Genomic DNA, 26,833 nt, shown 5'->3' with positions numbered 1-26,833 from the left:
GGTGTGCTCAGGCCGCAGGCCCGGCGACCGCGCCGAAAGCGACCGCCGCGGCGCCCACCAGGCCCGCGTCGGTGCCCGTTTCGGCGGGCAGGACGCGTACGTTCCGGGTAAACGAGAGGGTGGCGTACCGCTCCAGTTCGCCGCGTATGAGCCCGAAGAACAGGTCGCCCGCCCCGGCCACCCCGCCGCCGACGACCACGACCTCCAGCTCGACCAGTGCGGCGGTGGCGGCCACCGCCGCGGCCACCGCACGCGCGGCACGGCCGAACGCGGCCAGTGGCACCGCCTCGCCGTTGCGCGCGGCTTCGGCCACCGACTGGGCCGAGGCGGACGCACCGTCCTGCGGGGTCCAGCCGTGCGCGAGTGCGTACCGGACGATGCTGGGGCCGCTGGCCAGGCGCTCGACGCAGCCGCGGGCGCCGCAGGGGCACTCCTCGCCCTCCAGCTCCACGCTCATGTGCCCGATGTGTCCCGCGTTTCCGCTCAGTCCCGTGTAGAGCCTGCCGTCGAGCAGCAGGCCGCCGCCGACGCCGGTGGAGACGACCATGCACAGGGCGTTCGTACGGCCCCTGGCCGCGCCGCACCAGAACTCGGCCGCGGCCACCGCGGGCCCGTCGCCGATGAGCCGTACGGGCAGCCCATCGACGGCCGTACGCACCCGGTCGACCAGGGGATGGTCGCGCCAGCCGGGGATGTTGACCGGGCTGACGGTCCCCTCGACGGTGTTCACCGGTCCCGCGCAGCCGATGCCGACGCCCGCGACCCGGGACTAGTCGGGGTGGGCGCGCAGTGCGTCGAGCACCTTGTGCACCTGCGCCGTCAGCACATCGGCGCCCTCGGTGGCGGGGGTCGGCAGTTGGGTACGGACCAGCCGCGCGCCTGTGGAGTCGACGAGCGCTCCGGCGATCTTGGTGCCGCCGATGTCGATCGCCGCGACGAGGGCCGGGTGCGGGGCGGTGCCGGACGGGAGGGGCAGGGGAAGGCTCATGTGGCTGGTGCTCACTCGTCTCGTGGGCTGGGCTGAACTGGGCAGGGCAGGACAAGGCCTGGGCAGGACATGGCTGGGCTAGTTGGGCAAGGCCGGGCTGGGCAGGCCGACGACTTCGTGGAGTCAGGGCCTAGCGCGCGGTGGCGGCACCGCAGGGGGCCGCCGGCTCTCCGCCGGTGGCGGCGCGGTGCTCTCGCGGGGTTCGAGGCGGGGCAGCGGGTCCTGCAGGAAGCGCGGTTCGGAGCCCGCGAGGAGACTCAGCACCTCGGTGGCCGCCCGGTGGCCGAACGCTCCCGGTTCGCGGGAGAGCGAGGTGATCCGGGGGTGGAAGGTGCGGCAGATCGCCGAGTCCTCCAGGGACACCACGGACACGTCCTGCGGGATGCGCAGTCCGCGTTCGGTGGCGACGCCCGCCGCCGCGACCGCCATCACCTCGTTGTGACAGATGAGCGCGGTGGGCTGCATGGCGCCCGAGAGGAGCCGGCGGGCCGCCTTGGCGCCCTGGCGGTCGGTGAAGTCGGTGGTCACGGAGACCGTGTGGTCGAGCCCGAGGCGTCGGGCGGTGGAGCGCAGTGCGGCGATGCGGCGGGCCGTGTGGGCCAGGCCCGGCGGGCCCGCCATGTGCGCGATGCGGCGGTGCCCGAGCTCGTACAGGTGATGGATGACCAGGTCGATCGCGCCTGCGTCGTCCGCCCAGAGGTTGGACAGCCGGGCCCGGCGGCCCGAGCCGAGGACGGGCATGGGGCCGGACCTGGCGGATCCCGGGCGTGCGGCGCCCGGCGTGTCCATCGCACCGACGACGACGGCGGGCAGTCCGAGCACCGACAGGACGTCGGGGCGCGGGTCGCTCACCCTGGGGTCGACCACGATCACCCCGTCGACGCGGCCCTCGGCCCACCAGCGCCGGTACAGGTCGCACTCGGCCTCGATGTCGTCGACCATCTGGAAGACCAGGGCGTGGCCGTGCGGTGCGAGACCGGCCTGGATGCCGGAGACCACCTGGAGGAAGAACGCCTCGACGCCGAGGCTTCCGGCGGGGCGGGCCAGCACCATCCCGATCGCCCGGGACCGCTCGGCCGCGGGGCTCCGGCCGCCGGGGCCCGTGCCCCGGCCCAGCCGCTCGGCGACCTCGATGACCCTGCGGCGGGTCGCGTCCGAGACACCGGGGCGGTTGTTGAGGGCGAAGGACACCGCGCTCGTGGACACCCCGGCCTCGCGGGCGATCTCCTTCAGCGTCGGTATGCGGGGCGGTGAGGGCTCCATTGCCCTGGGCGCTGCCATGTCCGCAGAGATCCCTTCGGGTTGCTCCTGGGCGTCGTCGTAACGCCTCTCATATCGCTCACCTTATGCGGTACGACTGCCCCGAGTTTAGAGAATTTAGTTCTTTTTAGCGCCCTTGACCTGCGCTTTCATAAATTCGGAGGGCTTATCGAGCGTTGACGTAAAGGGAATCGCATTACAGGCTGACGCCGAGCTTCTCGCACCAGGCAAGAACCCAGGCAAGGAGTAAGTCACCCATGTCCATTCGTCGCAGCGTCGCGATCCGGGCAGCCGTCGGTCTCGGTACGGTCCTCTGTCTCTCCGTGGTCACCGCGTGCGGTGGCGGGGGCGGCGGTGACGCGGCCTCGTCCACCGACGGCAAGGTAGAGGGCACCATCAAGTTCCAGACCTGGAACCTCAGGGCGAACTTCAAGGGCTACTTCGAAGGCGTCATCAAGGACTTCGAGAAGCAGTACCCGGGTGCCAAGGTCGACTGGGTGGACCAGCCGGCCGACAACTACGCCGACAAGCTGAGCGCCGACGCGTCGGCCGGCTCGCTGCCGGACGTCGTCAACCTCTCCCCGGACCTGGCCTACCCGCTCGCGAAGGCGGGGCTGCTGCTCAACCTGGACAAGGACAAGGTCGCGTCGAAGTTCAAGTCCGAGTACCTGGAGGGTGCTTGGCAGGGCTTCGGGATGCCGGGCATGGACGGCACGTACTCCTTCCCCTGGTACCTCAACAGCGGGCCGCTCTTCTACAACAAGACGATGTTCAAGGACGGCGGCGCCGATCCGCAGAAGCCGCCGAAGACCTTCGACGAGCTGTTCGCCACGGCCGGGCAGCTCGCGAAGAAGGGCAGGGCCACCCTCGGCCAGCCGCCCACCATCGAGGACTTCGGGCGCTACGGCGTCGAGCCGATGGACAAGGCCGGCAAGAAGTTCACGCTCAACAGCGCCAAGGGTGTCGAACTCCTCACCAAGTACAAGAAGTTGTACGACCAGGGCGCGCTGCACAAGCAGACCCTGACGCTGAAGGACGACGGGACGGGCACGAAGTTCCTCCAGCAGGAGATCGCCATGAACCCGGGCAGCGCCCACGACCTGGACAAGTTCAAGAAGAACGCCCCTTCGCTGTACGACAACCTCGGCATCACCGACGTACCCACCAACACCGGCAAGCAGAACATGTACTTGCAGGGCCTGTCGGTGAACTCACAGAGCAAGAACGCGGCCACCGCCGTCGCCTTCGCGCACTTCGTCACCGACCAGAAGAACCAGGAGGCCTTCGGCCACAAGGTCGCGGTCTTCCCCTCCACCAAGGGCTCCCTGGAGAAGGAGTACTGGACCAAGGCGGACGGCACCGAGGAGGGCCGGATCCGGGTCGCGTCGGCCAAGATGCTGCCGACCGCGGTGAACTACACGCCGGTGCTCTTCAGCGACGAGATGAAGACGATCCTGCGCAACGAGATAGCCAAGTGCTTCCAGGGCAAGGCGTCTCCGCAGGCCGTGCTGGACAGCGCGGTGGAGCAGATGAACAAGCTCCTCGAACAGAACTGACAGGACTGCCGCCCCCGTGAGCACCTCCTCCGAAACCCGAACCGGACCCGGAACGGCGGTCCCGGCCGCCGGTTCCGCGTCCGCCGGTTCCCAGTCCTCCGGTTCCCGGTCCTCCGGCGGGTCCCCCGTCACCCGCCGTCGCGGCTCCGCGCGCGGCGGCGGGCAGGACGGGCGCCGCCGCACCCACCGCGCCCTCAGCCCCTGGCTGTTCCTGGCACCCGGTCTGCTGATCACCCTGGCGTTCAACCTCTATCCGTTCCTGGCGACGGTGTGGAAGTCCTTCACCGACGCCCGCACCCTCACCGAGGGCAAGTTCGTCGGCCTTGCCAACTTCCAGGCGCTGTTCGGCGACGAGCAGTTCTGGGTGGCGCTGCGCAACAGTGCGCTGTACGTCGTCGTGGTCGTGCCCCTGCTGGTGTTCCTGCCGCTGCTGCTGGCGCTCCTCGTACAGAAGCACGTACCGGGCATCGCCTTCTTCCGGTCCGCCTTCTACACCCCCGTGGTGGCGTCCGTCGTGGTCGTCGCCCTGATGTGGGTGTGGATGCTGGACGACCGCGGGTTCATCAACGGCGTGCTGCAGATGATCGGCGTCGACCCCGTGCCGTTCCTCTCCAACCAGTGGCTGCTGCTGCTGAGTTCGATGCTGCTGACGGTCTGGAAGGGCCTCGGCTACTACATGATCATTTACTTGGCGGCGCTGACCAACGTGCCCCGTGAGCTGCACGAGGCGGCAGAGGTGGACGGGGCGGGCGCGGTCCGGCGCTTCTTCTCCATCACTGTTCCCGCGGTCCGCCCGACCATGGTCCTGGTGGGCGCGCTGTCCTCGGTCTCCGCCTTCAAGGTCTTCTCCGAGGTCTTCATGATCGCCGGTCCCACCGGTGGTCCTGGCGGCCAGGACACCACCCTCGTGATGCTGATCCAGCGGGTCGGCACCGGGCTCCAGGGACGCACCGGGTACGCCTCCGCGATCTCGATCACGCTGTTCGTACTGACGCTGATCCTGATGCTGTTCGTCCTGCGGGCCGACCGGAAGGACAAGGACTGATGAGCACCACGACCGACTCCCCGGCGGTCCCCGCGGCCGCGCGCAAGTCCGACTCCCGCCCCGTACGCCCCGGCCGGGCCCGCAAGTCCGGCCGCAGGACGCCCACTTGGCGGTACGTGGTCCGCTACCTGGCGCTGACGCTGGTGCTGCTGGTCATGATCGGCCCGTTCCTGTGGCAGCTGTCCACGTCGCTCAAGGGCGCCACCGAGGACATCTTCACCTCGCCGCCCCAACTGCTGCCCCAGCACCCGACGTTCGACAACTACAAGGGCGTCGCGGACATCATCCCGGTCTGGGACTACATCCTGAACTCGCTGAAGGTCGCGGTCACCAACGTCCTGACCAACATCGTCGGCGCGGCCATGGCCGGTTACGCGCTCGCCCGGCTGCGCTTCAAGGGGCGCGGCGTCGCCTCGCTCGTCTTCGTGGCGGCGCTCCTTGTGCCGATGGAAGCGATCATGATCGCCCAGTTCGCGACCATGCGCAGCCTCGACATCAACGACACCCTCCTCTCGGTCGTCCTGCCCGGCTGCATCGGCGCGATGAACGTGCTGCTGATGCGGAACGCCTTCAGCGCCATCCCGTACGAGATCGAGGAGGCGGCCGTCGTCGACGGCGCCAACGTGTGGCAGCGCTTCACCAGGATCGCGCTGCCCTCGGTCAAGGGCACCCTCGCCGTGGTCGCGATCTTCTCCTTCATGGGCGCCTGGGACGACTTCCTGTGGCCGCTGATCGTCCTGTCGGACTCCGACAACTTCACGCTCACCGTGGGGCTCAACTTCCTGCACGGCACCTTCGCCAACAACCAGCGCGTGGTCGCGGCGGGCACCATCATCGCCGTCGCGCCGCTGATCGTGATGTTCGCCGGTCTGCAGCGCTTCTTCTTCCGCGGCGTCGGCGAAGGCGCGGTCAAGGGCTGAGTTCCCTCGCCCGTCAGGCCCGCCACGCCCGCCCCCGTACCTCTTCTGGAGCTCCTCGATGGCCGCACCCCGCTTCGGCGTGAACTACACCCCCAGCCAGGGCTGGTTCCACCACTGGCTGGACTACGATCCGGGCGCCGTCCGCGCCGACCTGGAGTCGATCGCCGCGCTCGGCCTGGACCACGTCCGGGTCTTCCCGCTGTGGCCGTACTTCCAGCCCAACCGGTCGCTGATCAGGCCGCGCGCCGTGGAGCAGCTGCTCGACATGGCCGACGCCGCGGCCGAGTTCGGCCTCGACGTGAACGTCGACGGCCTCCAGGGGCACCTGTCCAGCTTCGACTTCCTGCCCGCCTGGACCCGCACCTGGCACCGCCGCAACCTCTTCACCGACCCGGACGTCATGTCGGGGCAGGCCGAGTACCTGAAGACGCTCGCCCAGGCCCTGTCCGACCGGCCCAACTTCATCGGGATGACCGTCGGCAACGAGGTCAACCAGTTCTCCGCCGACCCGCACCCCGACCCGGACCGGGCCACCCCCGAGCAGATCGACGCCTGGCTGACCCGGATGCTCGCCGCCTGCGAGGAAGGTGCGCCCGGCCGCCCGCACCTGCACGCGGAGTACGACGCCACCTGGTACCAGGACGACATGCCCTTCACCCCCGACCACGCCGCCCGGCACGGCGCGATGACGGCGGTGCACTCCTGGGTCTTCAACGGCACCGCCCAGCTGCACGGCCGGGCCTCGGTGCCCAGCGAGCACCACGCCGCCTACCTCGTCGAGCTGTCGCAGGCCTGGGCGCGCGACCCGCACCGCCCGGTGTGGCTCCAGGAGGTCGGCGCGCCGGCCCCCCTCGTACCGCCGGAGCACGCCGCCGCGTTCACCGACGCGACGCTGCGGGCCGCGCTGGACTGCCCGCGGCTGTGGGGCGTCACCTGGTGGTGCTCGCACGACGTGTCGCGCTCGCTGGCGGACTTCCCCGAGCTGGAGTACGGGCTCGGAGTGCTCACCAACGACCGGAAGCCGAAGGACACGGCGCGGGTCCTGGAGCGGTACGCCCGTGAGTACGCCGACGGGACCCGTACCTTCGCGCCCGCGCCCCGTACGACCGCCCTGGTGGTGGACGCGGGCGACAGCCTGACCACCCCGGCCCGGTCGGTGTGCGCACCGGGCGGCGCCTTCTACGAGGCGTTCTTCCGGCTCGCCGCGGACGGCGTGCGTCCCACCGCGGTGCTCGCCTCGCGCGCCGAGGACGCGGCGCACCTGGCGGCGCGGGGGATCACGGACGTGGTCACCGTCGAGCAGGTCGCCTGACGCTCCCGTCCTCCCGGCGGGCGCTTCGTACACCTCACACCCCTCTCACACCCCTCCCCTCATTCTCGTAGCACCAGCAACACGCACCGAAGGAGACCTCCCCATGCACGACGACCGCGGACTTGTCGAGGCCCGGCTCAAGCGCGTACTCGACGAGCGCATCCGTCCTGCCGTATACCCCGTTTCGGTGCCCCTGGAGGTCGCCGTGTGGGACGCGCCCGGTGAGCCGGTGCCCGTCGAGGAGGGCCTGGCGGCCGAGCCGAAGCCGGTCGCCGTGGGCGACATGTGGGGCAGGCCGTGGGGCACGAGCTGGTTCACGGTGACCGGTACGGTGCCGAAGGAGTGGGCGGGCTGCCACGTCGAGGCGCTGCTCGACCTCGGCTTCGACGAGAACATGCCGGGCTTCCAGTGCGAGGGCCTGGTCTACCGGCCCGACGGCACCCCGGTGAAGGGGCTCAACCCGCGCAACCAGTGGGTGCGGATCGGCGCCCCCGTCGAGGGCGGCGAGAAGGTCGAGCTGCGCATCGAGGGCGCCTCCAACCCCGTGCTCCTCGACTACCACCCCTTCCTGCCGACCCGGCTCGGTGACATCGAGACCTCGCACTCCAACCCGCTGTACAAGATCGAGCGGATGGACCTCGCCGTCTTCGACGAGACGGTCTGGCAGCTGGTCATCGACCTGGAGGTGCTGGGCGAGCTGATGGCGGAGCTGCCTGTGGAGTCCGCGCGCCGCTACGACATCCTGCGCGCGGTGGACCGGGCGCTGGACGCGGTGGACCTCCAGGATGTCAACGGCAGTGCGGCCGCTGCCCGTTCGCACCTGGAAGGCGTACTGTCCACGCCCGCCGAGCCGTCCGCGCACCGCATCACCGCCGTCGGGCACGCGCACATCGACTCGGCATGGCTGTGGCCGCTGCGCGAGACGGTCCGCAAGGTGGCCCGTACGACGTCGAACATGACGGCGCTCCTTGAGGAGGAGCCGGACTTCGTCTTCGCCATGTCGCAGGCCCAGCAGTGGGCGTGGATCAAGGAGCACCGGCCCGAGGTGTGGGCCAAGGTCGTCGCGGCGGTCGAGGACGGCCGCTTCGTGCCGACCGGCGGCATGTGGGTGGAGGCCGACACGAACATGCCGGGGTCGGAGGCGATGGCCCGTCAGTTCGTGCACGGCAAGCGGTTCTTCATCGAGAACTTCGGCGTCGAGAACGACGAGGCGTGGCTGCCGGACACCTTCGGCTTCGCGGCCGGGCTGCCGCAGATCATCAAGGCGTCCGGCGCCAAGTGGCTGCTCACGCAGAAGATCTCGTGGTCGCAGGTGAACAAGTTCCCGCACCACACCTTCCAGTGGGAGGGCATCGACGGCACCCGGATCTTCACGCACTTCCCGCCCGTCGACACCTACAACTGCTCGATGAAGGGCAGCGAGATCGCCCACGCGGCGAAGAACTTCAAGGACAAGGGCGTCGCCTCGGTGTCGCTCGCGCCGACCGGCTGGGGCGACGGCGGTGGCGGCACGACCCGCGAGATGATCGCCAAGGCGGCGCGACTGAAGGACCTGGAGGGCTCCGCGAGGGTCGAGTGGGGCACGCCCGCGGAGTTCTTCGAGAAGGCGCAGGCCGAATACCCGAAGCCGCCGGTCTGGGTGGGCGAGCTGTACCTGGAGCTGCACCGGGCGACGCTGACCAGCCAGGCGGGCACCAAGCAGGGCAACCGGCGCAGCGAGCACCTGCTGCGGGAGGCCGAGCTGTGGGCGGCCACCGCCGCGGTCCGCACCCAATTCCCGTACCCGTACGAGGAGTTGGACCGGATCTGGAAGACGGTGCTGCTGCACCAGTTCCACGACATCCTGCCCGGCTCGTCCATCGCCTGGGTGCACCGCGAGGCGGAGGCCACGTACCGGAAGGTGGCCGAGGAGCTGACCGCGATCATCGACGGCGCGCAGCGCGCGCTGGCGGGCGAGGGCAGCACACCGCTGGTCTTCAACTCGGCTCCGCACGGGCGTGACGGGGTGCCCGCGGGTGGTGCGGCTGCCGCGGTACGGGCGGGGGACGCGCTCCTCAGTGACGGCGAGGACGGTTCGTTCGTCCTCGACAACGGGCTGCTGCGGGTCGTCGTCGACTCGCGGGGGCTGGTCGTCTCCGCGTACGACATCGGGGCGGGCCGGGAGACCGTCGCCCCGGGTCTGCCCGCGAACCTGCTCCAGATCCACCCGGACTTCCCCAACATGTGGGACGCCTGGGACGTCGACGCCTTCTACCGCAACACGGTCACGGACCTGACGGACGCGGACGAGGTCGCGGCTCTCAAGGACGTCGGGGACGGTGTCGCGGCGGTGCGGGTCGTGCGCTCCTTCGGCGGCTCGAAGGCCACGCAGGTGCTGAGCCTGCGGCCCGGGTCGCGCCGCCTGGACATCGACACCGAGGTGGACTGGCACGAGACGGAGAAGTTCCTGAAGCTCTCCTTCCCGCTGGACGTGCACGCCGAGCGGTACGCCTCGGAGACCCAGTTCGGGCACTTCCACCGGGCGACCCACACCAACACCTCGTGGGAAGCGGCCAAGTTCGAGGCGTGCAACCACCGCTTCGTGCACATGGAGGAGCCCGGCTGGGGCGTCGCGCTGGTCACCGACTCGACGTACGGACACGACGTGACCCGCACGGTCCGCGACGGAGATGAAGGCGACGGCGGTACGACGACGACCCTGCGGGCCTCGCTGCTGCGCGCCCCGCGCTTCCCCGACCCGGAGACCGACCAGGGCGTGCACCGCTTCCGGCACTCGCTGGTGCCGGGCGCCACGATCGGAGACGCGGTCCGCGAGGGCTACCGGGTGAACCTGCCGGAGCGCGCGCTGACCGGTGCGGGCGAGGTCGCCCCGCTGGTCACGGTCGACGACGACGCGGTCGTGGTGACCGCCCTCAAGCTGGCCGACGACGGCAGCGGCGACGTGGTGGTCCGCTTCCACGAGGCGCACGGCGGCCGGGCCCGTACGGTCCTCACGCCGGGCTTCGCGGCGGCGGACGTGGTCGCGACCGACCTGCTTGAGCGGCCGCTCGACGGCGCGGAGCCGGAGCCGGTGGCGGGCGGGGTGGCCGTGGGGCTACGCCCGTTCGAACTGCGGACGCTGCGGTTCCGCAGGGGCTGAGCCTGAACGGGACCATGGCTGAGCGGGGCCGCCGCCGACGCGAGTGTTCGTCGGTGGCGGCCCCGCTGTGCGTGCTGCGGCGGGTCCGGCCCGGCCCCCGACGCCGAGGTGTCCGTCGCCCCGCACGCACGTGCGGCGGGTCACGGCCCGCAGCCGGAAGAGGCCGTCCGGCTGGCCCTGAGCTCCCGTCCCGTTGGCCCGGATCGGTGACTCCTCAGAAAAGTGCGTCAACCGTCGACTCCCTTCCCGGACTTCTTCGTTGGATCGAGTGACCGTTCGTACACCGAAGGAGATCGTGTTGAGCCGTACGAGCAGGAACGACAAACAGAAGGGCCGTAAACACCGTCGGGTGAACCGGACTCCCCGGCCCGTGACCCCCGTTGACCGGCGCAAGGACCGGCCCGTCCGCGAGCCTGTCGCCGCGCGGACGGCCACGGACGCCGCACGGACATCCACCGGTGTCGCACAGGCGTCCAGCGCCGTCGCGCAGACGTCCTCGGGCACCGAGCAGACGTCCGTCGGAACCGAGCGGGTGGCGGCGTCCGGCGCCGGGCGGACGCCTCCGGACGGTGTGAGCCGGCACGCGCAGCGCACCCTGGACTGTCTGCACGACAGCGGGGCGCGGGGCGCCACGACGGAGGACCTCAGCGAGGCGGTCGGCTTCACGGCACGCACCGTCGCCAAGCACCTGGACGGACTGTCCCGGTGCGGGCTGGTCGAACAGCGCGGGGACGGCCGGTGGTCCGCCACGGACCCGGGCCCCGGCACGGCGACCGGTTCCGGCTCCGGCACCGCGCCCCGGGAAGCTTCCCTTCCGGCGCAGCAGGGCCGCGCGGGTCAGCCCGCCGACAGGCGGGCGGCAGCCGTGCGGCCCGAGGAGATGCAGGCGGCGCTGCCGACGCTCTCGTAGAGCGCCCCGCACACCTCCGTACCGGGCAGCCCGCCGATCGCGTCGTGGATCGCGGCGACGCGGTCGGCGGGGCCCACCTCGCACGGGGGCTGTCCGGCGCGTCCGCGCTGTTCAACGCACCTGCTTTCGCGGGTCCGTTGAAGGGCGCGGGCGCAGCACGGTGAGTGCGAGGGTCGCGCTGAGCACGGTGATGACGGCGCAGGCGACACCCATCGGATGGAGCCCGCTGGTGCAGGCCTCCGACCGGCGGCACGTGAACCGCTCCGCTCCGGCCACCGTCACCCGTGTCCGGTGGCCGTCAGGCGATCCCCGCCACCGTCACCGCGATCTCCACCGGTGTCCCGGCCACCGCCCGTTCGCCTGCCGCCCGGACCTCCCGGGCCACGTCCACGGCCCGGTGGCCGTGCCGCACCGTGAGCTGCACCTCCACCTGCCAGCGGGCCGTGTCCGGGTCGCGCCGGGCTCGGACGCCGGCCGGGGCCCGGTCCCCGGCGGGCTTCCCCCGCAGGCGGTCCACCGCCGCCGCACCCCGGATCAGGTCGCTCAGCCGGGGCCGCAGGAACGCGACTCCGGGCACCCGGACCGCCGCCTCCGCGACCGCCCGCGCCAGCCGCTCGCCGGTCTCGCGCGGAGTCTCCCGCGGTACGGGCCCGGCCGCACCGGGGCGTCCGCCCTGCCCGCCCTCCCCGCCGTGCTCGCCGTGCATCACCACTGGTCCTCCTCCGCCGCTTGCTGTTCGGCCCCGGACTCGGCCCCGGACTCGGCTCCGGACTCGGCTCCGGACTCGGCCTCGACTTCGTCGAAGAGGTCGACCACGGCCACGTCGACCACCGCGACCCGCATGCCGATCGCCCGGTCCGCCGCACCGGTCACCGCCGTACGCACCGCCTCGGCCAGTTCGGGCAGCGCACGCCCGGAGCCCGCCTCGACCTCGATGGTGACCCGCACCGGGGCGCGCGGCCCCGCCGTGGCACCCGCCGCCGGTGCGACCCGGCAGCTTCCCGCCCGTACGCCGGGAACGCTCTCGGCCGCGGTCCTGAGCGTCCTCGCGACCGCCGCCTCCACGATCCAGTGGTCCTCCTCGGGTTCGCCGAGGGGCAGCGTCCGGCCGGGCCGCAGTTCCAGCCGGACCAGGTCCATCACCCGGGCGGCGACGGCCGCCGCGTCGGGCGGCGGCGCGGCCTCGTCCTCCGTACGCGCCTGCTGTACGAAGTCGTCCAGCGCCCGGAGTTCCCGGAGCGCGGCGGTGCAGTGCGGGCAGTCGGCGGGCCGGTGGCCGGACGCCGTCGAGGATTCCGCCTGGGCCCCGGTCTCGTTGTCCTCCCACACCTCGTACAGGGAACGCCCGCACGGCAGCAGGTCCTCGCCCTCGCTGTCTCCGGCACCGCCGTCGCCCGGCGGCCCCGTGTGTCCACTCATCGCCATGCCGCCATCGCCTCCGTCAGAGCTCGGCGTGCGCGGAACATCCGGCCGCGTACCGCTTGCGGGCTGATTCCGACCGTATCCGCGATCTCCTCGTACGACAGTCCGTGCATCTCCCGCAACAGCCAGCAGGCCCGCTGTTCGGGCGAAAGACCCTCCAGGGCGCGCGACAGTTCGCGCAGCGCCGCGCCCGCCTCCGCGTCGCGCACCGGGGAGCCCTCGTGGCCGGGGGTCTCCCGTTCCGGTACGGCGTCGAGACGGGTGGTGGGCCGCCTGGTTCTCAGCTGGTTCAGACACCGGTTGGTGACGATGCGGTACATCCAGGTCCGGAACGCCGCGTCGCCGCGGAATTCCGGCAGGCTCCGCCACGCGCTCACGAAGGCCTCCTGGACGGCGTCCTCCGCCTCGGCCGTGTCGCCGAGCATGCGGGTGGCCAGCCGCAGCAGCTCGGGGGCATGCCGTCGTACGAGCACCTCGAAGGCGCCCTCGTCGCCCTCCCCGGCGCGCAGGGCGAGCAAGTGGTCGGGCAGCGGCACGGCGCTCTCCGCGCCCTCGGAATCCCCGGCGTCCTCGGCGTCCATGCCGCCGCCTCCGTCATCCCCATCCCCGTTTCCGGGCACTTGCCGGCTCCTCTCCCTCGTCCTCACCTGCGTCTCTTCGACACGGTGTGCCCCGTTCCGTCACGCGTGCGGATCACTGAATTCCGCGGAAGGGACCGCGGAAGGAATTCGGACCGGGCGCGTGACGAATCGACGGGTACGGAGTCCAACGAGGCGAACCAGCAAGAGCACCGCCGTCCCGGGAGACTTCTCATGGCCGCACAACAGACCGACACCCGCACCGCCGAAACGTCCCGCGCCTCCGCCGCTCCCGTCCCCGGCAGGACCGGCGCGGACGAACCGGCCGCCACCCGGGGCAGGACCGCCATCGCCGACCTCGTCGTCGTGAAGATCGCCGGCATCGCGGCCCGCGAGATCCCCGGCGTGCACGACATGGGCGGCGGTCTCTCGCGCACCATCGGTGCGGTCCGCGACCGGGTCCCGGTCGGCCGGCCGAGCGTGGGCCGGGGCGTCAAGGTCGAGGTCGGCGAGGTGCAGACGGCCATCGACCTGGACCTGGTCGTCGAGTACGGCGTGGCCATCGCGGACCTCGCCCGCGACGTCCGCGAGAACGTCGTTTCGGCGGTCGAGCGCACCACGGGCCTCGAAGTGGTCGAGGTCAACATTACGGTCAACGACGTGCACCTGCCCGATGACGACCAGGACTCCGGACAGGACGAGGCGCGCGTCTCATGAACGGGTCACCCATGAACAGCTCACAGCTGGGAGTTCTCGCGGGCATCGCCCTGGGCTTCGCGGGCTGGTTCGGCGGCTTCGGCGCGTTCCTCGTGATCGCGCTCTGCGGGGCCGTCGGCTGGGCGGTCGGGTACGTGCTGGAGGACGAGGACGCACGGCAGCGCGTGCGGGACCGGCTGGACCGCTCGAACGGTTCCGACCGGAGGCCACGATGACCGCCCCACCGCACCGGCAGGACGGCCCGCGTGCCGCCGCCGTCGCTCCGGCCGAACGGGGCACCACCACGATCGCGGACCGGGCGGTGCGCCGCATCGCCGCCCGGTCCGCACTGGAAGCCCTGCACGGCGACGGCCCCGCCGCCCGGACCGCTCACCCGACAGGTGCCGCTACCGCCGCCCCGACCACTGCCCCGACCACTGCCCCGTCCGCTCTCCCGTCGGCGACGGTCAGCCGCACGGGCCGCACCGCCACCGTCGCCCTGCGCCTCTCCGTACCGTACGAAGCCGATCTCGCCGATACCGGAGAACGGCTCCAGCAGCACGTGGCACGGCGCACGGCGGAACTGACGGGGCTGACGGTCCCGCCGCCGGAGGTTCGGGTGACGTCGCTGAGCGGGATTCAGCGCCGGGGCAGGGTGACGGTCACACGCCCACAAGCCGTCGACGTCCCTCAAGTACCGCCCGCTGCCGAGTACTTGGGCGCACCCGAGCCCGCTCCCCCCAAGGCGCGCCGTCCCTGGTCGCCCCGTCGGCTGCCCGTGTTCCTGGTGGCGTTCGTGGGTGCGGCCGGGGCGGCGTACCTGCTCGGTGAGGCCGTCGCGCGGCGCACCGGGCACAGTGTCCTGCCGGCCGCTCCACGACCGGACGTCCTGCACCGCATCGCGACCACGTCCCTCGCCGACCCCGCCTCGCTGGTTGCGGGGGCCGTGGTCCTCGGGTGCGGGCTGTGGCTGCTGGGTGCGGCGGTGCTGCCGGGGCTGCGCAACCGGGTGCCGATGACCGTGCGCACGGACGGCACCAGTGCCGTGCTGGACCGTTCGGCCGTCGCGCTGTTACTGCGGGACGAGGCGCTCGCGGTGCCGGGCGTCACCTCGGTCCGGGTACGGGCGGGCCGCCGCAGGGCGACGGTGCGCGCCCGCGCGGCCTACGGCGAACTCCCTTCCGTAGAAGCAGAATTGACGGCGGCGGTGAGCGGCGCGCTCGACTCCCTGGGCCTGGCACGGCCGCTGCGCCCGCGCGTACGACTGCGCGCGACGTCCGACCACACGGATGGAGCGACCGGGGAAGGGCCCAAAGAAGTGGCCCAGGGAGCGACCCAGGGGGCGACCCGAGAGGCGGACGCATGACCGCACGCCGTATCGCAGCGCCCCGTACCGCTCTCCTGCTTCTGGCCGTCGCCTCCCTGGTGGGCGGTCTCTGGCTCGTGGTCGGCAACCGCGCGGTGCAGCCGGGGGCCGACTGGGCCCGGCGGTTGCCCGGCTGGTGGCCGCTGCCGAGGGCGGAGGCGGGCGCGGCGGGAACGTACGACTGGTGGGCGCCTTCGGTCATGGGTGCGCTGGCGGCCGTCCTGCTGGCCGTGCTCGGCCTGTCGGTCCGGCTCGTCGTACGCGGTGCGCGCCGGCGCAGTCGGCTGGCGCTGGCCGGGCCCCGGCTGTGGCTGAGTCCTGACGCGCTCACCGCCGCGATGACCGACGAGGTGGAAGGGGTCTCCGGGGTGCGCCGCGCACGGGTCGGTCTCGGCCGGGCGGGTCGTGCACCGTACGTCCGGATCACGGTCTTCCTGGAGCAGCGCTCCGACCCGAGAGCAGTGCTCCGCGCCCTGGAGGACGGACCGCTCGACCGAGCACGAGCGGCCCTCGCCCCCACTCCCCTGCACGCCGACATCAGATTCCGCGCCCGACAGCACCGCACTCGACGCACCCGCTGAAGGGCACAAGCGCAGAAGGGCCGGGACCGCGGGATGCGGCCCCGGCCCTTCTGACTGAGCTACTGAGCTGCGGTCAGACGCGGTCGGCCGCGATCAGGACGTACTGGAAGGAGCCGTCCTTGTAGGAGTTGATGAACGCCTCCTCGATGCCCGTGACCAGGGAGGACGTGGCCCGCAGCTCCCAGTAGGGCAGCGTCGCGGGCGTGAGGTCGATGACGGCCTGCGGTACGAGGCGGTTGTCGGCCATGGCGCGCAGGTACTCCCGGCGGGAGTGGATGTTGCACTCGAAGTGCGCGTTGATCTGCGAGACCCACTTCGAGGGCTGGCCGTAACGCGGGTTCCAGCAGCCGGTGATGGTGACGTAGCGGCCGCCGACCTCAAGGACGCGGGAGTGCTCGGCGAAGAGGTCCTGGAGGTCGACGTACATGCTCGACTCGTTGTTCCACGAGGCGGCGATCTGCCCGGTCTCGAAGGGCGTGGCCAGCATGTTGCAGACGCGGGCGCGGACGTGGTCGTCGATGTCGAGTTCGTGGGCGCGCCGGTTGCCGAACTCGGCCTGCTTGGCGGAGAGCGTGACGCCCTCGACCTTGCAGCCGAAGCGCTGGTGGGCCATGACCATCGAGCCGCCCCGGCCGCAGCCGGCGTCCATCAGGGTGTCGCCAGAACCGATGTCGCCGAGGTGGTCCAGGAGGAGTTCGGACTGGGCCGACTCCAGCCGGTGGAGCTCGGCGATCAGCTTCTTCTCGGCCTCGCTGTCCTGGGGGTCGCCGAGCGCGGCGCGGTCGACGTCGCCGATGCCGTAGTGGTGGTGGTAGAGGCCGTCGACGTCGCCGAGGCGCAGGTTCACGGGCCTGGCCTCGCCGTCCCAGTAGCGGGCGATGTCGCCCTGGTAGGGCGTCGAGGGCGAGGGGACGAACGCGGTGGCGGCGGTGGTGAATTCAGTGCTGGTCACAGATGATTCCATTCTTCTCATGGGCAGGGGAAAGGCCTTCGGTGGCGGAGAGTCCTCAGCGGCGCAGAGGTCTTCTCACCAGAAGTCGGGAAGGCTGTAGCGGAAGGTGTTGGTCTGGTGCCAGTGGTGGTTGCCGTCGACCCAGACGGCAACGCCGCGCAGGAAGCGCTGCACGCTCGGCACGGGGCAGTCGGCGGCCAGGGCGGCCGCTTCGGCCTCGAAGGCGTGCATGAGGTCGTTGTGGACCTCGACCGCCTTGAGGTAGGCGTCGCGTTCCGACAGGTCCTCGCGTTCGGCGAGCACCACGGGCAGGTTCAAGTGCTTGCCGGGGGCGGCGAGTTCCTTGGTGTACGAGTAGAGGTCGTTGACGATCGTGCTGGCGTTGCCCGCGAACGCGATGACGCGCTGCATGGCGGGCTGGGCGTGGAGGTCCGCGGGGAGTTCGTAGCCGCCGACGGTGTCGGTGATGGTGGGGCAGGGGCGGAAGTTGTTGAACTGGCGCATCGCCAGGTACTCCCACACCTCGGGTACGCGGTCCTCCTGGGCCCAGGCGGCCTCGGCGAGGTAGCCCAGGTGCAGCCGGGCCATGTCGTGCCGGAACCGGTCGGCCTGGGAGGCGCTGGACAGCTGGACGAAGTACTCCATGGCGGAGCGGTAGGCGCGCCGGGGCGCGTCCGAGTGGAGCGACCGCGCCCACGGGGGCTCGTACTCCTTGGTGGTGTGCAGCGGGTCGAGGGCGGTGTGCGCGAGCAGCAGCCGTTCGCCGAGTCCGACGGGGGAGCCGCCGTGGTCCTCGCAGTAGTAGTCGTCGACGGCGTTCTCCGCGACCATCAGACGGGCGGCGACCATCAGGTGGTCGATGCTCGGGGCGTCCGGGTGGCAGCCGACCATGTACCGGCCCACGGAGAAGCCGTCGAACTGGTCCTCCCAGTCGTCGGGGTACAGCTCGACCTCGTCCAGCGCCCAGGACTTGATCCTGCGGCCGATCTCCTCCACCCGTACGGGGTCGGGTTCCGGTACGGGGTGGTGGTAGAGGCCCGGGATCGGTCTGCCCTCGGCTGCCTCGGCCGCCCCGGACCGTGCGGGGGGCTCCTCCTGCGGTGCCAGGCGCAGGGCTGCCGTACCGATTCCGCTGGGACCCCGCAGGATCCGTGCCAGGTCGACGGCGGGCAGCACGGTGGGCAAGGCGGGCAACACGGCGGGCAACGGGGCTTCGGCGAGGGCGAGTCCACCGGCGGGAGCGGTGTCGGGGGACGCGGCGGCGGGAACGGTGACGGTGGGCACGGCGGCAGTGAGCGCGGCAGCAGTGGGCGCAGCCGTCTCCGGCGCTCCCGGCGCTCCCGGCGGTCCCGGCAGGGACGGCACGCGGGGCGGGCCTCCGGTGGCGGCCGCGACGTCGCAGGCGCGGGCCGCCGCGTCGGCGAGGACGTGCGCCCCGAAGCGCGAGGCGGCCTCGGGGAGGCTCGACTGCGGAGGGGTCGGCTCAGGCGCGGGCATCCATGGCTCCTTGCTGGGGTGTTCGGCTGTGAAGGGCCCCGGGGTGTGCCCGGCGGACGGGCGCGGCTCGGGGCCCGGGGACTCAGCAGGCGTACGCGGCCCGGGCTGTGGCGGCAGCCGGGGGCTCGGCGGGCATGCGCGCGCGGCTGTGGGCGGCAGCCGCGCGCGCCCAACGGGTGGCTCTCACGGCCCTCTATGCACTCCAGTGGGCGATCTGCACGTTCTCCAGTACGCCGAGCGCGTCCGGCACGAGGACGGCGGCGGAGTAGTACGTGGTGACGAGGTAGGAGATGAGCGCCTGTTCGTTCATCCCCATGAAGCGGACCGAAAGGCCCGGTTCGTACTCCTCCGGCAGGCCGGTCTGGCGCAGGCCGATGACGCCCTGGTTGTCCTCGCCGGTGCGCATCACGAGGATGGAGCTGGTGTTCTCCTCGGTGATCGGGATCTTGTCGCAGGGCAGGATCGGGACGCCCCGCCAGGCCGCCACCTGCTCCCCGCCGAGGTCGACCTGGGCCGGATAGAGCCCGTACTCGGTGAATCCGCGCCGGATCGCCGCGATCGTCCTGGGGTGGGCGAGGAAGAACTTGGAGCCCCGGCGACGGCAGAGGATCTCGTCCATGTCGTCCGGGGTGGGCGGGCCCGAGTGCGTCTGGACGCGCTGCTTGAAGTCCGCGTTGTGGAGCAGGCCGAACTCCCGGTTGTTGATCAGCTCGTACTCCTGGCGCTCCCGCAACGCCTCGATGGTGAGCCTGAGTTGCTCCGCGGTCTGGTTCATCGGCCCGTTGTAGAGGTCCGCGACCCGGCTGTGGACCCGCAGGATCGTCTGCGCGACGGAGAGTTCGTACTCGCGCGGCTTCAGCTCGTAGTCGACGAAGGCGCCGGGCAGTTGGTGTTCGCCCGCGTGTCCGGCGGACATCGCGATCTCCGCCTCGCCCTTGTGGTTCTGCCGCTGCCGCGGGAGCTCCCGGAATGCCGCGATGTGCTCCCGGAGGCCGGGCGCGGCGTCCGCGACGGCCGCGAAGTCGGCGCGGGACAGGGTGAGCAGGGTGCCCGCCGTCTCGGCGGTGGCGGTGCTCTCCCATTGGGCTTCCTCGTCCAACAGGGCGTTGTCCCCGAACCGTTCGCCGTCGGCGAGCACGGCCAGCGACAGTTCGTCGCCGTACTGGCCGACGGTGGTCTGGCTGACGCGGCCGTGGGCGATCAGGTGGAGCCGGTCCGCGGGCGCGCCCCGTTCGGCCAGCGTCTCGCCCGCCCGGAAGTCGCGCTGGACACACCGGTCGGCGAGCGCGGTCAGCACCTGGACGTCGTCGAAGCCGCGCAGCGGGGCCAGTTCGCCGAGCTCGCGGGGGATCACCCGGACGTCGGCACCGTCCTGGACGAAGTCCACCCGCCCGTCCCCGACGGTGTAGCTGAGCCGGCGGTTGACCCGGTACGCCCCGCCCTTGGTCTCCACCCAGGGAAGCATCCGCAGCAGCCAGCGGGAGGTGATCTCCTGCATCTGCGGGGCGGACTTGGTCGTGGTGGCGAGGTTGCGGGCCGCTGCCGTGCCCAGCGACTGCTGCGGCGGTGCCGCCTGCGGCTCGGCGCTCGTGTCAACACTCATCGGGCGGGCTCTCCTTGGTCGGGGCGGCGGCTTGGTCGGGGCGGCGGCCGGCCTGTGCCCATTGCCGAGCGCCCCTTGCCGAGCAAGAGGCACAACTGGGGTCAAAGGCCAGGGAATCCGTCCGGACACCGGGGACAGTAGCGACCGATCCGGCCCTTCGACCCGGAGAATCGGGTGACATTAGCTCGATACGATGATCGTGTCCGCGCGAGGTTTGCCCGGGTGCCGTCGGAATCCGGCCGAGTACGCCCGGCACACCCGCCGCACATTCCGGCCGCCCGGCGAGTGCGGCACCGGGAGCGCGTCGACAATCGGCCACGCCTCCGCGAACGGCATGTGGCGGACGACCGACCCATCCCTTATACGGCGAGCGCACACGCATACGTATGCCTCGGCGACGAACACGCACGCATGCACATGCCGCACCGGCAAGCACTCGCCCACACCCGTACAGCGAGCGCTCACCCGCACCCGCACGGCAACCACTCGCCCATGCCCGCGCGGCAAGCACGCACGCATGCGCACGCCTCGGCCACATGCGCACGCCTCGGCGACGAGCACTCACCCATGCCCGTACGGCAAGCGCTCACCCTCACCCACGCGGCAACCCCTCACCCGCCCCCGCGCAGCAAGCCTTCACTCACGAGCACGCCTCGACGACGAGCACTCACCCACACCCGCACAGCCAGCACCCACCCTCACCCACGCGGCAACCCCTCGCCCGCCCCCGCACAGCGAGCGTTCACTCACGAGCACGCCCCGACGACGAGCACTCACCCACACCCGTACAGCCAGCACCCACCCGCACCCTCGCGGCAGCCCCTCGCCCGTCCCCGCGCAGCGAGCATTCGCTCATGAGCACGCCTCGACGGCGAGTCCTCACCCACACACACCCGTACGGCAAGCACTCTCCCGCACCCCCGCGGCAAGCGCCCCGCACGCCCCACTCAATACACCGCGCTTGCATTAGCCCGCGTCTGCAACTATTGTCTTCGCTTGTAAGGCGCTAACGCAACGTACCTCGGAAGGTCCCTCCCATGCCTCTCGCGCTCCTGGCCCTCGCCATCGGGGCCTTCGGAATCGGCACCACCGAGTTCGTCATCATGGGGCTGCTCCCCGACGTCGCCGCCGACTTCGGCGTCTCGGTGCCCACCGCCGGATTCCTGGTCACCGGATACGCCCTCGGGGTCATGTTCGGCGCACCGCTCATGACCGTCCTGGGCACCCGGATCTCCCGCAAGAACATGCTGATGCTGCTCATGGGCCTGTTCATCGTGGGCAACGTCGTCTCGGCGGCCGCCCCCAGCTTCTCCGTGATGCTCGTCGGCCGAGTGGTCGCCTCGCTCACCCACGGCGCGTTCTTCGGCATCGGCTCGGTGGTCGCCGCCGAACTGGTCGCCCCCGAGAAGAAGGCCGCCGCCCTCTCCATGGTGTTCACCGGCCTGACCGTCGCCAACGTCGTCGGCGTGCCGCTGGGCACCTTCGTCGGACAGAGCGCCGGCTGGCGCGTCACCTTCTACCTCGTCGCTGCGCTCGGCATCGCCGGCCTGGCGGGCATAGCCAAGCTGGTGCCGGACATGCCCAAGGCGGAGGGCGTCCGGCTGCGGCACGAAGTGGCCGCTTTCAAGAACACCCAGGTACTGCTGGCCATGGCGATGACCGTGCTCGGATTCGGCGGGGTCTTCGCGGCCATCACCTACATCGCCCCGATGATGACCGACGTCACCGGTTACGCGCAGTCCTCCGTCACCTGGCTCCTCGTCCTCTTCGGCCTGGGCATGGTGGCGGGCAACCTGACCGGCGGGAAGTTCGCCGACCGCAGGCTCATGCCGATGCTCCTCACCGCGCTCGGCGGCCTGGCCGTGGTCCTCGCCCTCTTCACCGTGGGCGCGCAGAACAAGGTCACGGCGGCCGTCGCCGTCTTCCTCATCGGCGCCCTCGGCTTCGCCACGGTGCCCCCGCTCCAGAAGCGGGTACTGGACTACGCGCACGGCGCGCCCACCCTGGCGTCCGCGGTCAACATCGGCGCCTTCAACCTCGGCAACGCCCTGGCCGCCTGGCTCGGCGGCATCGTCATCGCCGCCGGACACGGCTACACCTCCGCGAACTGGGTCGGCGCGGCCCTCGCCGCCGCCGCCCTGGTCCTCGCCGTCGTCTCCAGCCTGCTGGAGCGCCGGGAGCCCGCCCGCCCGACGACCTCCGGTGTGGTCGCCGGATCGCCCGGCGCCGCATCCCCCGGCGTCACGGCGCCCGCCCCCTCCCCGGCCGGGACCACCTCCGCCGGGAAGGCCGTCACCGCCCACCGCTGACCACCACACCCCACCCCCGTACACAGTCACCGCACCGACAAGGAACAGCGCATCATGACCTCCCTCCCCCACGTCCCCACCGTCACCCTGAACAACGGCGTCACGATGCCCCAGCTCGGCTTCGGCGTCTTCCAGGTCCCCGACGAGGAGACCACCGCCGCCGTCGGCGCCGCACTCGCCGCCGGGTACCGCAGCATCGACACCGCCGCCGTCTACGGAAACGAGCGCGGCGTCGGCCGGGCGATCGCCGCGTCCGGCATCGCCCGCGACGAGCTGTTCATCACCACCAAGCTGTGGAACGCCGACCAGGGGTACGACGCCACGCTCGCCGCCTTCGACGCCACGCTCGACAAGCTGGGCCTCGACCACGTCGACCTCTACCTGATCCACTGGCCGACCCCGGAGCGCGACCTCTACTCCGACACCTGGCGGGCCTTCGAGAAGCTGCTCGCCGACGGGCGCACCCGCGCCATCGGCGTCTCCAACTTCCAGCCCGCCCACCTGGAGCGTCTGCTCGCCGGCGCCTCGGTCGTCCCTGCGGTCAACCAGATCGAGCTGCACCCGGGCCTGCAGCAGCGGGAGCTGCGCGAGGTCCATGCCCGCCGCGGCATCCTCACCGAGGCGTGGAGCCCGCTCGCGCAGGGCGCCGTCCTCAAGGACGAGGCGATCGTGTCCATCGCGGCCCGGCACGGCAAGAGCCCTGCCCAGGTCGTGCTGCGCTGGCACCTCCAGACCGGCAACGTCGTCATCCCGAAGTCGGTCACCGAGACCCGCATCCGCGAGAACCTCGACGTCTTCGACTTCGTACTGACCGAGCAGGAGATCGACGCCATCGGGGCGCTGGACCGCGGCATGCGTACGGGTCCCGACCCCGACACCCTCAACTGACGTCGCGGCGGGCCGGTCGGCGCGGCTACGGGGCGGCCGTACCGCGCACCCGGGCCCGCAGCCGGTCGACGAAGATCCGCTGGCCCGCCACCAGCCGCTCCGCCGCCTGCTCCGGCGTGCACCAGGCGAACCGGTCCAGCTCCGGGAACTCCTGTTGTACGCCGGACCCGCGCGGCCACTCCATGACGAACGTCCCCGGCACCGCGGCCGCCGGGTCAAGATCCGCCTCCAGCGCCCACACGGTGACCGTTTTGCCGCTGCTCTGACGCGCCTCACCGAGCGGAAGCCAGGTTCCGTCGGGGACGGGCAGCCCGAGCTCCTCCTCGAACTCCCGGCGGGCGGCGGCCGCGGGCTCCTCGTCGGGCCCGTACTCGCCCTTGGGCACCGACCAGGCAGCCGTCTCGCGCCGCGCCCAGAACGGGCCGCCCATGTGCCCGATCAGCACTTCGACGTCCCGTTCCGTCTCCGGTGCCTCACCCGTCTCCGCACCCGTCCCCTCCCCGGTGCCCGTGATCCGGAAGAGGAGGAGTCCGGCACTGCGCCTGCCCATCGCCATGCCGTCAAGTCTGCGACCGGGGCGGACGGCGCGCCAGCACGCGCGTCGTGGGCCCGGCGGCGGGATTCCCGTGCGGTGCTCATGCGGTGCTGGTGCACTTCTCGTGCGGTTCTCGTCTGGCGTAGTACCGCGCCACTCGGGCACCGCGGGCATCGGAGAGTGGAAACGTCACCCCGAAGAAGGGGCCCCTCACCGAAGCCTGGAGAAGACATGGCCTCCTGCATGAACCACCGCCGCGATCTCGGTCTGCTCGTGCTGCGGGTGGGCACCGGCGCGGTGCTGGCCGCGCACGGCACGCAGAAGCTCTTCGGCTGGTTCGGCGGTGGCGGCATCCGGGGGACCGGCGCCGCCATGGAGTCCATGGGGTTCACGCCGGGCACGCAGAGCGCGGTCGCCGCGGGTCTCGGTGAGGCGGGCGGCGGCGCGCTCCTCGCACTCGGCCTCGCCACTCCGGCGGCCGGTGCGGCTGCCGCGGGGGCCATGGCGGGCGCTGTCGCCGTACACGCTCCCGCCGGGTTCTTCGCCCAGTCGGGCGGGTACGAGTACCCCGCCTTCCTCGGATTCACCGCGGCCGCGATCGGTCTCGTGGGTCCTGGACGCCACTCGCTCGACCATGCCACCGGCCACCGCTTCGACCAGCCGTGGACGGTGGCCGCCGCATTCGTGGGCAGCGCGGTCGCGGCGGCCGTGGTGGTCGGCAAGCGGCAGAGGCACAACGCGGAAGCAGCCGGCGACGGGGACGGGGACGGGAGCGGAAACGTGGACGGGAACTAAGAAGACGGGGACATCACTCCCCAATTTGCCCCAAGTGCGGCTTTTTACACCCTGGTTGAGGCTCCCTCATATGTGCTTGGATTCGCACGTGTGACCGGAGCGACGCCAGGGAGAAGAGTTGCGCATGGACCGACGAGGGTTCCTCAGGGGTGCGGCGGCCCTCTCCGCCACCGGACTTCTGACCTACGCGGGCACGGCTCCGGCGGGCGCCGGGGTCCGGACTCGCGGGGTACGGGTACACGGGACGCAGGACTGGATGGCCGGGATCGACTCCGCGCGGCCGCTGCGCACGCTGACGGTGCCCGGCACCCATGACTCGGGAGCCCGGTTCGGCGGCCCGTGGGTGGAGTGCCAGAACACCACGATCGCGGAGCAGCTGGTGTCCGGCATCCGCTTCCTCGACGTACGGTGCCGGGCCTTCGACGGGTCGTTCTCGATCCATCACGGCGCGTTCTACCAGAAGCTCAACTTCGACGACGTCCTCACGGCCTGCCGGGACTTCCTGGCGGCGCGGCCGTCGGAGACGGTGTTGATGCGGGTGAAGCAGGAGTACTCGGAAGTCTCCGACACGGAGTTCGGGGCACTGTTCACCGACTACCTCGACCGCAGGGGATGGCGTTCGCTGTTCCTGATCGCCGACGCGCTGCCGTCCCTCGGGCAGGCGCGCGGCCGGGTCGTCCTGCTCGCGGACAACGGCGGGCTGCCGGGCGGGGTGCGCTGGGGCGACACGTCGGTCTTCGACCTCCAGGACGACTACCAGGCGGAGCCGTTCGCCAAGTACCCGAAGATTGAGGCCCAGTTCAGGAAGGCCGCCACCCAGCCGGGCAAGCAGTACATCAACTTCGTGAGCACCGCCGCCGGTCTGCCGCCCCGGTGGAACTCCGACCGTCTGAACCCGAAGGTGCACGCCCTGGTGGACGGTTCCGAGGCGAGCGGCTGGCGGGGCCTGGGCATCATTCCGCTGGATTTCCCGAACACCCGCACGGGACTGGTGGATTCGCTGATCCGGCACAACTGAGCGGACGCGCGGCGTCCCGTCCGGCGCATCGGGGACCGCTACGTTGCGGCGTATGAGCCTCTCCCTGCCCCGACGGGCCGTCCTGCACGCCCTGCTGCCCGCCCTGACCGCCTCGGCCTCGGCCGGATTCGCGGCGCCGTCCGACGCACGGGCCGCCGCGCGTCCGGCGGGCCGGCCTCCGGCCGTCGCTCCGCGGCCCGCCCCGCTTCCGGCCGTCGCCCCCGCACCGCTGGAGCGCCTCTTCGGCCGAGCCGTACGTACGATCCCGACCTCGCGCCGGGTGATGGCGCTGACCTTCAACGCGGCCTGGGACGACTCCGGCCTCGACACGGTCCTGACGGTGCTGCGGCAGCAGGAGGCCAGGGCGACCTTCTTCCTCACCGGCCAGTTCGCCGAGCGCCACCCCAGGGCCGCGCACGCGATCGCCACGGCCGGACACGGGCTCGGGAACCACTCCCACACCCACCCGCGCTTCAAGGCCCTCACCCCGGCCGAGCGCGCCGCGGAAGTGACCCTCGCCCAGCACGCCATCCGCCGGGCCATCGGCACGGAGCCGCTGCCGTTCTTCCGCTTCCCCTACGGCGCCACCTCGCCCGCTCGGATCACCGAGGTCAACGCGATGGGGTTCGCGGACATCGAGTGGACCACCGACACCAACGGCTACAAGGGCCTGCTCGGCGGCATGACCGTACAGAAGGCGGTCGAGCGGGCCATGGACGCGCTCCGGCCGGGCGCGATCCTGCAGATGCACGTCGGCTCCCTCGACGGGCAGGTCCCCATTCTCGACGCCCAGGCGCTGCCGCAGATCATCGACGCGGTCCGCACCCGCGGCTACGAGATCGCCGATCTGCGCACTCTGCTCGTCTAGCCGTCGGACGCCGGCCGCCCTCAGCCGCCGAAGCTCCAGGAGACCGTGTTGCTCAGGTCGACGACGGTGACGAGCACCACGAGGTCGGCGACGCCGAGGCCGAGTCCGAGCCAGGCCCGGAACCTGCGGGTGGTGCCACCGCGCAGGGCGAGGGTGGCGAGCACGAGGGCGGCCGGGCCCAGCAGGATGTTCATGGCGAGCAGTCCGACGAGGCCGAGCACGAACGAGGCGACGGCCATCCCGTCGGCGTCGCGCAGGCCGACGCGGCGGGCGCGGTCGGTGCTGGTGCTGGTGCTGGTGGGTGCGGTGGGTGCGGTGAGCTGCATGACGAGTCCTCTCAGGTGGTGCCGGATCTCAGCGGTGTCGGCGTTCCCGGACGGCGAAGACCAGCAGCCAGCAGCCGATCAGCGCGGCGGCGATCAGGGTGACGGGCAGCGGCATGTGGGCGACCGGGCCCAGCAGGACGCCCAGGAGCAGGAGTACGGCGACGAGAGCGATCACGGGTTCAACACCTCGCGAGGGAAGGGGGGTTGATGGGTTGAGTGAACAGTTGTAGTTACAGTTGTCCACTGAAGCACATATCCGCGCTTCCCTT

Annotated in this window: 25 protein-coding genes and 1 pseudogene; 15 read left to right on the top strand and 11 right to left on the bottom strand. The window is 71.6% G+C overall.

The features are described from left to right. Positions 1-7 precede the first annotated feature (7 nt). A pseudogene (locus ACH4SP_RS09855) lies at positions 8-988 on the bottom strand (ROK family protein). 123 nt (positions 989-1,111) lie between these two features. After that, on the bottom strand, positions 1,112-2,269 hold the full coding sequence (locus ACH4SP_RS09850) for a LacI family DNA-binding transcriptional regulator (protein ID WP_398412441.1): 1,158 nt from the start codon (positions 2,267-2,269) through the stop codon (positions 1,112-1,114). A 236-nt stretch (positions 2,270-2,505) separates the two neighbouring features. Here ACH4SP_RS09850 and ACH4SP_RS09845 point away from each other — a divergent pair, with 236 nt between their 5' ends. The 6 genes from ACH4SP_RS09845 (at position 2,506) to ACH4SP_RS09820 (ending at position 11,130) form a co-directional block, all read left to right on the top strand. Then, positions 2,506-3,804: an ABC transporter substrate-binding protein gene (locus ACH4SP_RS09845; RefSeq protein ID WP_398412431.1), complete on the top strand. Its 1,299-nt coding sequence runs from the start codon at positions 2,506-2,508 to the stop codon at positions 3,802-3,804. Positions 3,805-3,820: 16 nt separating this feature from the next. Then, positions 3,821-4,849, top strand: coding sequence for a carbohydrate ABC transporter permease (locus ACH4SP_RS09840; protein ID WP_398412427.1), 1,029 nt, complete (start codon positions 3,821-3,823; stop codon positions 4,847-4,849). Next, positions 4,849-5,769: a carbohydrate ABC transporter permease gene (locus tag ACH4SP_RS09835; RefSeq protein WP_398412424.1), complete on the top strand. Its 921-nt coding sequence runs from the start codon at positions 4,849-4,851 to the stop codon at positions 5,767-5,769. The genes ACH4SP_RS09840 and ACH4SP_RS09835 overlap by 1 nt, the downstream gene beginning before the upstream one ends. Positions 5,770-5,827: 58 nt before the next feature. Continuing rightward, complete coding sequence (locus ACH4SP_RS09830) at positions 5,828-7,081, top strand: glycosyl hydrolase (protein WP_398412419.1); 1,254 nt, start codon at positions 5,828-5,830, stop codon at positions 7,079-7,081. 103 nt (positions 7,082-7,184) lie between these two features. Then, positions 7,185-10,220: an alpha-mannosidase gene (locus tag ACH4SP_RS09825; RefSeq protein ID WP_398412417.1), complete on the top strand. Its 3,036-nt coding sequence runs from the start codon at positions 7,185-7,187 to the stop codon at positions 10,218-10,220. Positions 10,221-10,590: 370 nt separating this feature from the next. Continuing rightward, entirely contained in the window at positions 10,591-11,130 is a 540-nt protein-coding gene (locus ACH4SP_RS09820) for a winged helix-turn-helix domain-containing protein (protein WP_398412414.1), read from the top strand. Positions 11,131-11,428: 298 nt separating this feature from the next. Here the strand turns inward: ACH4SP_RS09820 and ACH4SP_RS09815 are convergent, their stop codons facing one another. The 3 genes from ACH4SP_RS09815 to ACH4SP_RS09805 are packed head-to-tail and all read right to left on the bottom strand — an operon-like array spanning position 11,429 to position 13,133. Further along, positions 11,429-11,836, bottom strand: a complete 408-nt coding sequence (locus ACH4SP_RS09815) for an Asp23/Gls24 family envelope stress response protein (protein ID WP_398412408.1) — start codon at positions 11,834-11,836, stop codon at positions 11,429-11,431. Beyond that, the gene (locus tag ACH4SP_RS09810; RefSeq protein ID WP_398412405.1) at positions 11,836-12,555 is read right to left on the bottom strand and encodes a hypothetical protein; all 720 of its coding nucleotides are present in this window, start codon (positions 12,553-12,555) and stop codon (positions 11,836-11,838) included. Before ACH4SP_RS09810 ends, ACH4SP_RS09815 begins: the two co-directional genes overlap by 1 nt. Then, positions 12,546-13,133, bottom strand: a complete 588-nt coding sequence (locus tag ACH4SP_RS09805) for an RNA polymerase sigma factor (protein ID WP_398412404.1) — start codon at positions 13,131-13,133, stop codon at positions 12,546-12,548. The genes ACH4SP_RS09810 and ACH4SP_RS09805 overlap by 10 nt, the downstream gene beginning before the upstream one ends. Before the next feature lie 231 nt (positions 13,134-13,364). Here ACH4SP_RS09805 and ACH4SP_RS09800 point away from each other — a divergent pair, with 231 nt between their 5' ends. Genes ACH4SP_RS09800 through ACH4SP_RS09785 form a run of 4 tightly spaced genes read left to right on the top strand, consistent with a single transcriptional unit; the run spans position 13,365 to position 15,773 of the window. Then, entirely contained in the window at positions 13,365-13,847 is a 483-nt protein-coding gene (locus ACH4SP_RS09800; RefSeq protein ID WP_398412398.1) for an Asp23/Gls24 family envelope stress response protein, read from the top strand. Positions 13,848-13,858: 11 nt separating this feature from the next. Then, entirely contained in the window at positions 13,859-14,062 is a 204-nt protein-coding gene (locus tag ACH4SP_RS09795) for a hypothetical protein (RefSeq protein ID WP_398412396.1), read from the top strand. After that, entirely contained in the window at positions 14,059-15,192 is a 1,134-nt protein-coding gene (locus ACH4SP_RS09790; protein ID WP_398412394.1) for a DUF6286 domain-containing protein, read from the top strand. The genes ACH4SP_RS09795 and ACH4SP_RS09790 overlap by 4 nt, the downstream gene beginning before the upstream one ends. Beyond that, positions 15,189-15,773, top strand: coding sequence for a hypothetical protein (locus ACH4SP_RS09785; protein WP_398412389.1), 585 nt, complete (start codon positions 15,189-15,191; stop codon positions 15,771-15,773). The genes ACH4SP_RS09790 and ACH4SP_RS09785 overlap by 4 nt, the downstream gene beginning before the upstream one ends. Before the next feature lie 73 nt (positions 15,774-15,846). On the opposite strand, the gene ACH4SP_RS09780 is transcribed toward ACH4SP_RS09785, so the two are convergent. From ACH4SP_RS09780 to ACH4SP_RS09770, 3 genes are all read right to left on the bottom strand, one after another. Then, positions 15,847-16,725, bottom strand: coding sequence for a geranyl diphosphate 2-C-methyltransferase (locus tag ACH4SP_RS09780; protein WP_398412386.1), 879 nt, complete (start codon positions 16,723-16,725; stop codon positions 15,847-15,849). A 75-nt stretch (positions 16,726-16,800) separates the two neighbouring features. Then, a complete protein-coding gene (locus tag ACH4SP_RS09775; protein WP_398412383.1) occupies positions 16,801-18,222 on the bottom strand; it encodes a family 2 encapsulin nanocompartment cargo protein terpene cyclase in 1,422 nt (473 codons plus the stop codon). A gap of 193 nt (positions 18,223-18,415) precedes the next feature. Then, positions 18,416-19,825: a family 2B encapsulin nanocompartment shell protein gene (locus tag ACH4SP_RS09770; RefSeq protein ID WP_398412381.1), complete on the bottom strand. Its 1,410-nt coding sequence runs from the start codon at positions 19,823-19,825 to the stop codon at positions 18,416-18,418. 1,037 nt (positions 19,826-20,862) lie between these two features. On the opposite strand from ACH4SP_RS09770, the gene ACH4SP_RS09765 reads away from it, so the two are divergent. Together ACH4SP_RS09765 and ACH4SP_RS09760 are read left to right on the top strand one after the other, a co-directional pair. Then, on the top strand, positions 20,863-22,134 hold the full coding sequence (locus tag ACH4SP_RS09765; protein ID WP_398412378.1) for an MFS transporter: 1,272 nt from the start codon (positions 20,863-20,865) through the stop codon (positions 22,132-22,134). Positions 22,135-22,188: 54 nt separating this feature from the next. After that, on the top strand, positions 22,189-23,022 hold the full coding sequence (locus ACH4SP_RS09760) for an aldo/keto reductase (RefSeq protein WP_398412376.1): 834 nt from the start codon (positions 22,189-22,191) through the stop codon (positions 23,020-23,022). A gap of 25 nt (positions 23,023-23,047) precedes the next feature. Here ACH4SP_RS09760 and ACH4SP_RS09755 read toward each other — a convergent pair whose 3' ends face one another. Next, entirely contained in the window at positions 23,048-23,578 is a 531-nt protein-coding gene (locus ACH4SP_RS09755) for an NUDIX domain-containing protein (RefSeq protein ID WP_398412373.1), read from the bottom strand. Positions 23,579-23,788: 210 nt separating this feature from the next. On the opposite strand from ACH4SP_RS09755, the gene ACH4SP_RS09750 reads away from it, so the two are divergent. The 3 genes from ACH4SP_RS09750 to ACH4SP_RS09740 all read left to right on the top strand — a co-directional run bounded on the left by ACH4SP_RS09750 (position 23,789) and on the right by ACH4SP_RS09740 (position 26,238). After that, positions 23,789-24,352 carry a DoxX family protein gene (locus tag ACH4SP_RS09750; protein ID WP_398412371.1) on the top strand — a complete coding sequence of 188 codons (564 nt, stop codon included), beginning with the start codon at positions 23,789-23,791 and terminating at the stop codon, positions 24,350-24,352. A gap of 124 nt (positions 24,353-24,476) precedes the next feature. Continuing rightward, positions 24,477-25,370: a phosphatidylinositol-specific phospholipase C gene (locus tag ACH4SP_RS09745; RefSeq protein ID WP_398412368.1), complete on the top strand. Its 894-nt coding sequence runs from the start codon at positions 24,477-24,479 to the stop codon at positions 25,368-25,370. Between the two features lie 52 nt (positions 25,371-25,422). After that, the gene (locus tag ACH4SP_RS09740; RefSeq protein WP_398412366.1) at positions 25,423-26,238 is read left to right on the top strand and encodes a polysaccharide deacetylase family protein; all 816 of its coding nucleotides are present in this window, start codon (positions 25,423-25,425) and stop codon (positions 26,236-26,238) included. A 20-nt stretch (positions 26,239-26,258) separates the two neighbouring features. On the opposite strand, the gene ACH4SP_RS09735 is transcribed toward ACH4SP_RS09740, so the two are convergent. Both ACH4SP_RS09735 and ACH4SP_RS09730 read right to left on the bottom strand, forming a co-directional pair. Next, positions 26,259-26,564 carry a DUF4190 domain-containing protein gene (locus ACH4SP_RS09735; RefSeq protein WP_398412363.1) on the bottom strand — a complete coding sequence of 102 codons (306 nt, stop codon included), beginning with the start codon at positions 26,562-26,564 and terminating at the stop codon, positions 26,259-26,261. A gap of 28 nt (positions 26,565-26,592) precedes the next feature. Next, on the bottom strand, positions 26,593-26,739 hold the full coding sequence (locus tag ACH4SP_RS09730) for a hypothetical protein (RefSeq protein WP_398412361.1): 147 nt from the start codon (positions 26,737-26,739) through the stop codon (positions 26,593-26,595). Positions 26,740-26,833 lie beyond the last annotated feature (94 nt).

The organism is Streptomyces sp. NPDC021093, assembly GCF_044333135.1.
Lineage (GTDB): Bacteria > Actinomycetota > Actinomycetes > Streptomycetales > Streptomycetaceae > Streptomyces.
The sequence above is the reverse complement of the archived record's forward strand: the minus strand, read 5'-3'. Positions and strand labels throughout refer to the sequence as shown.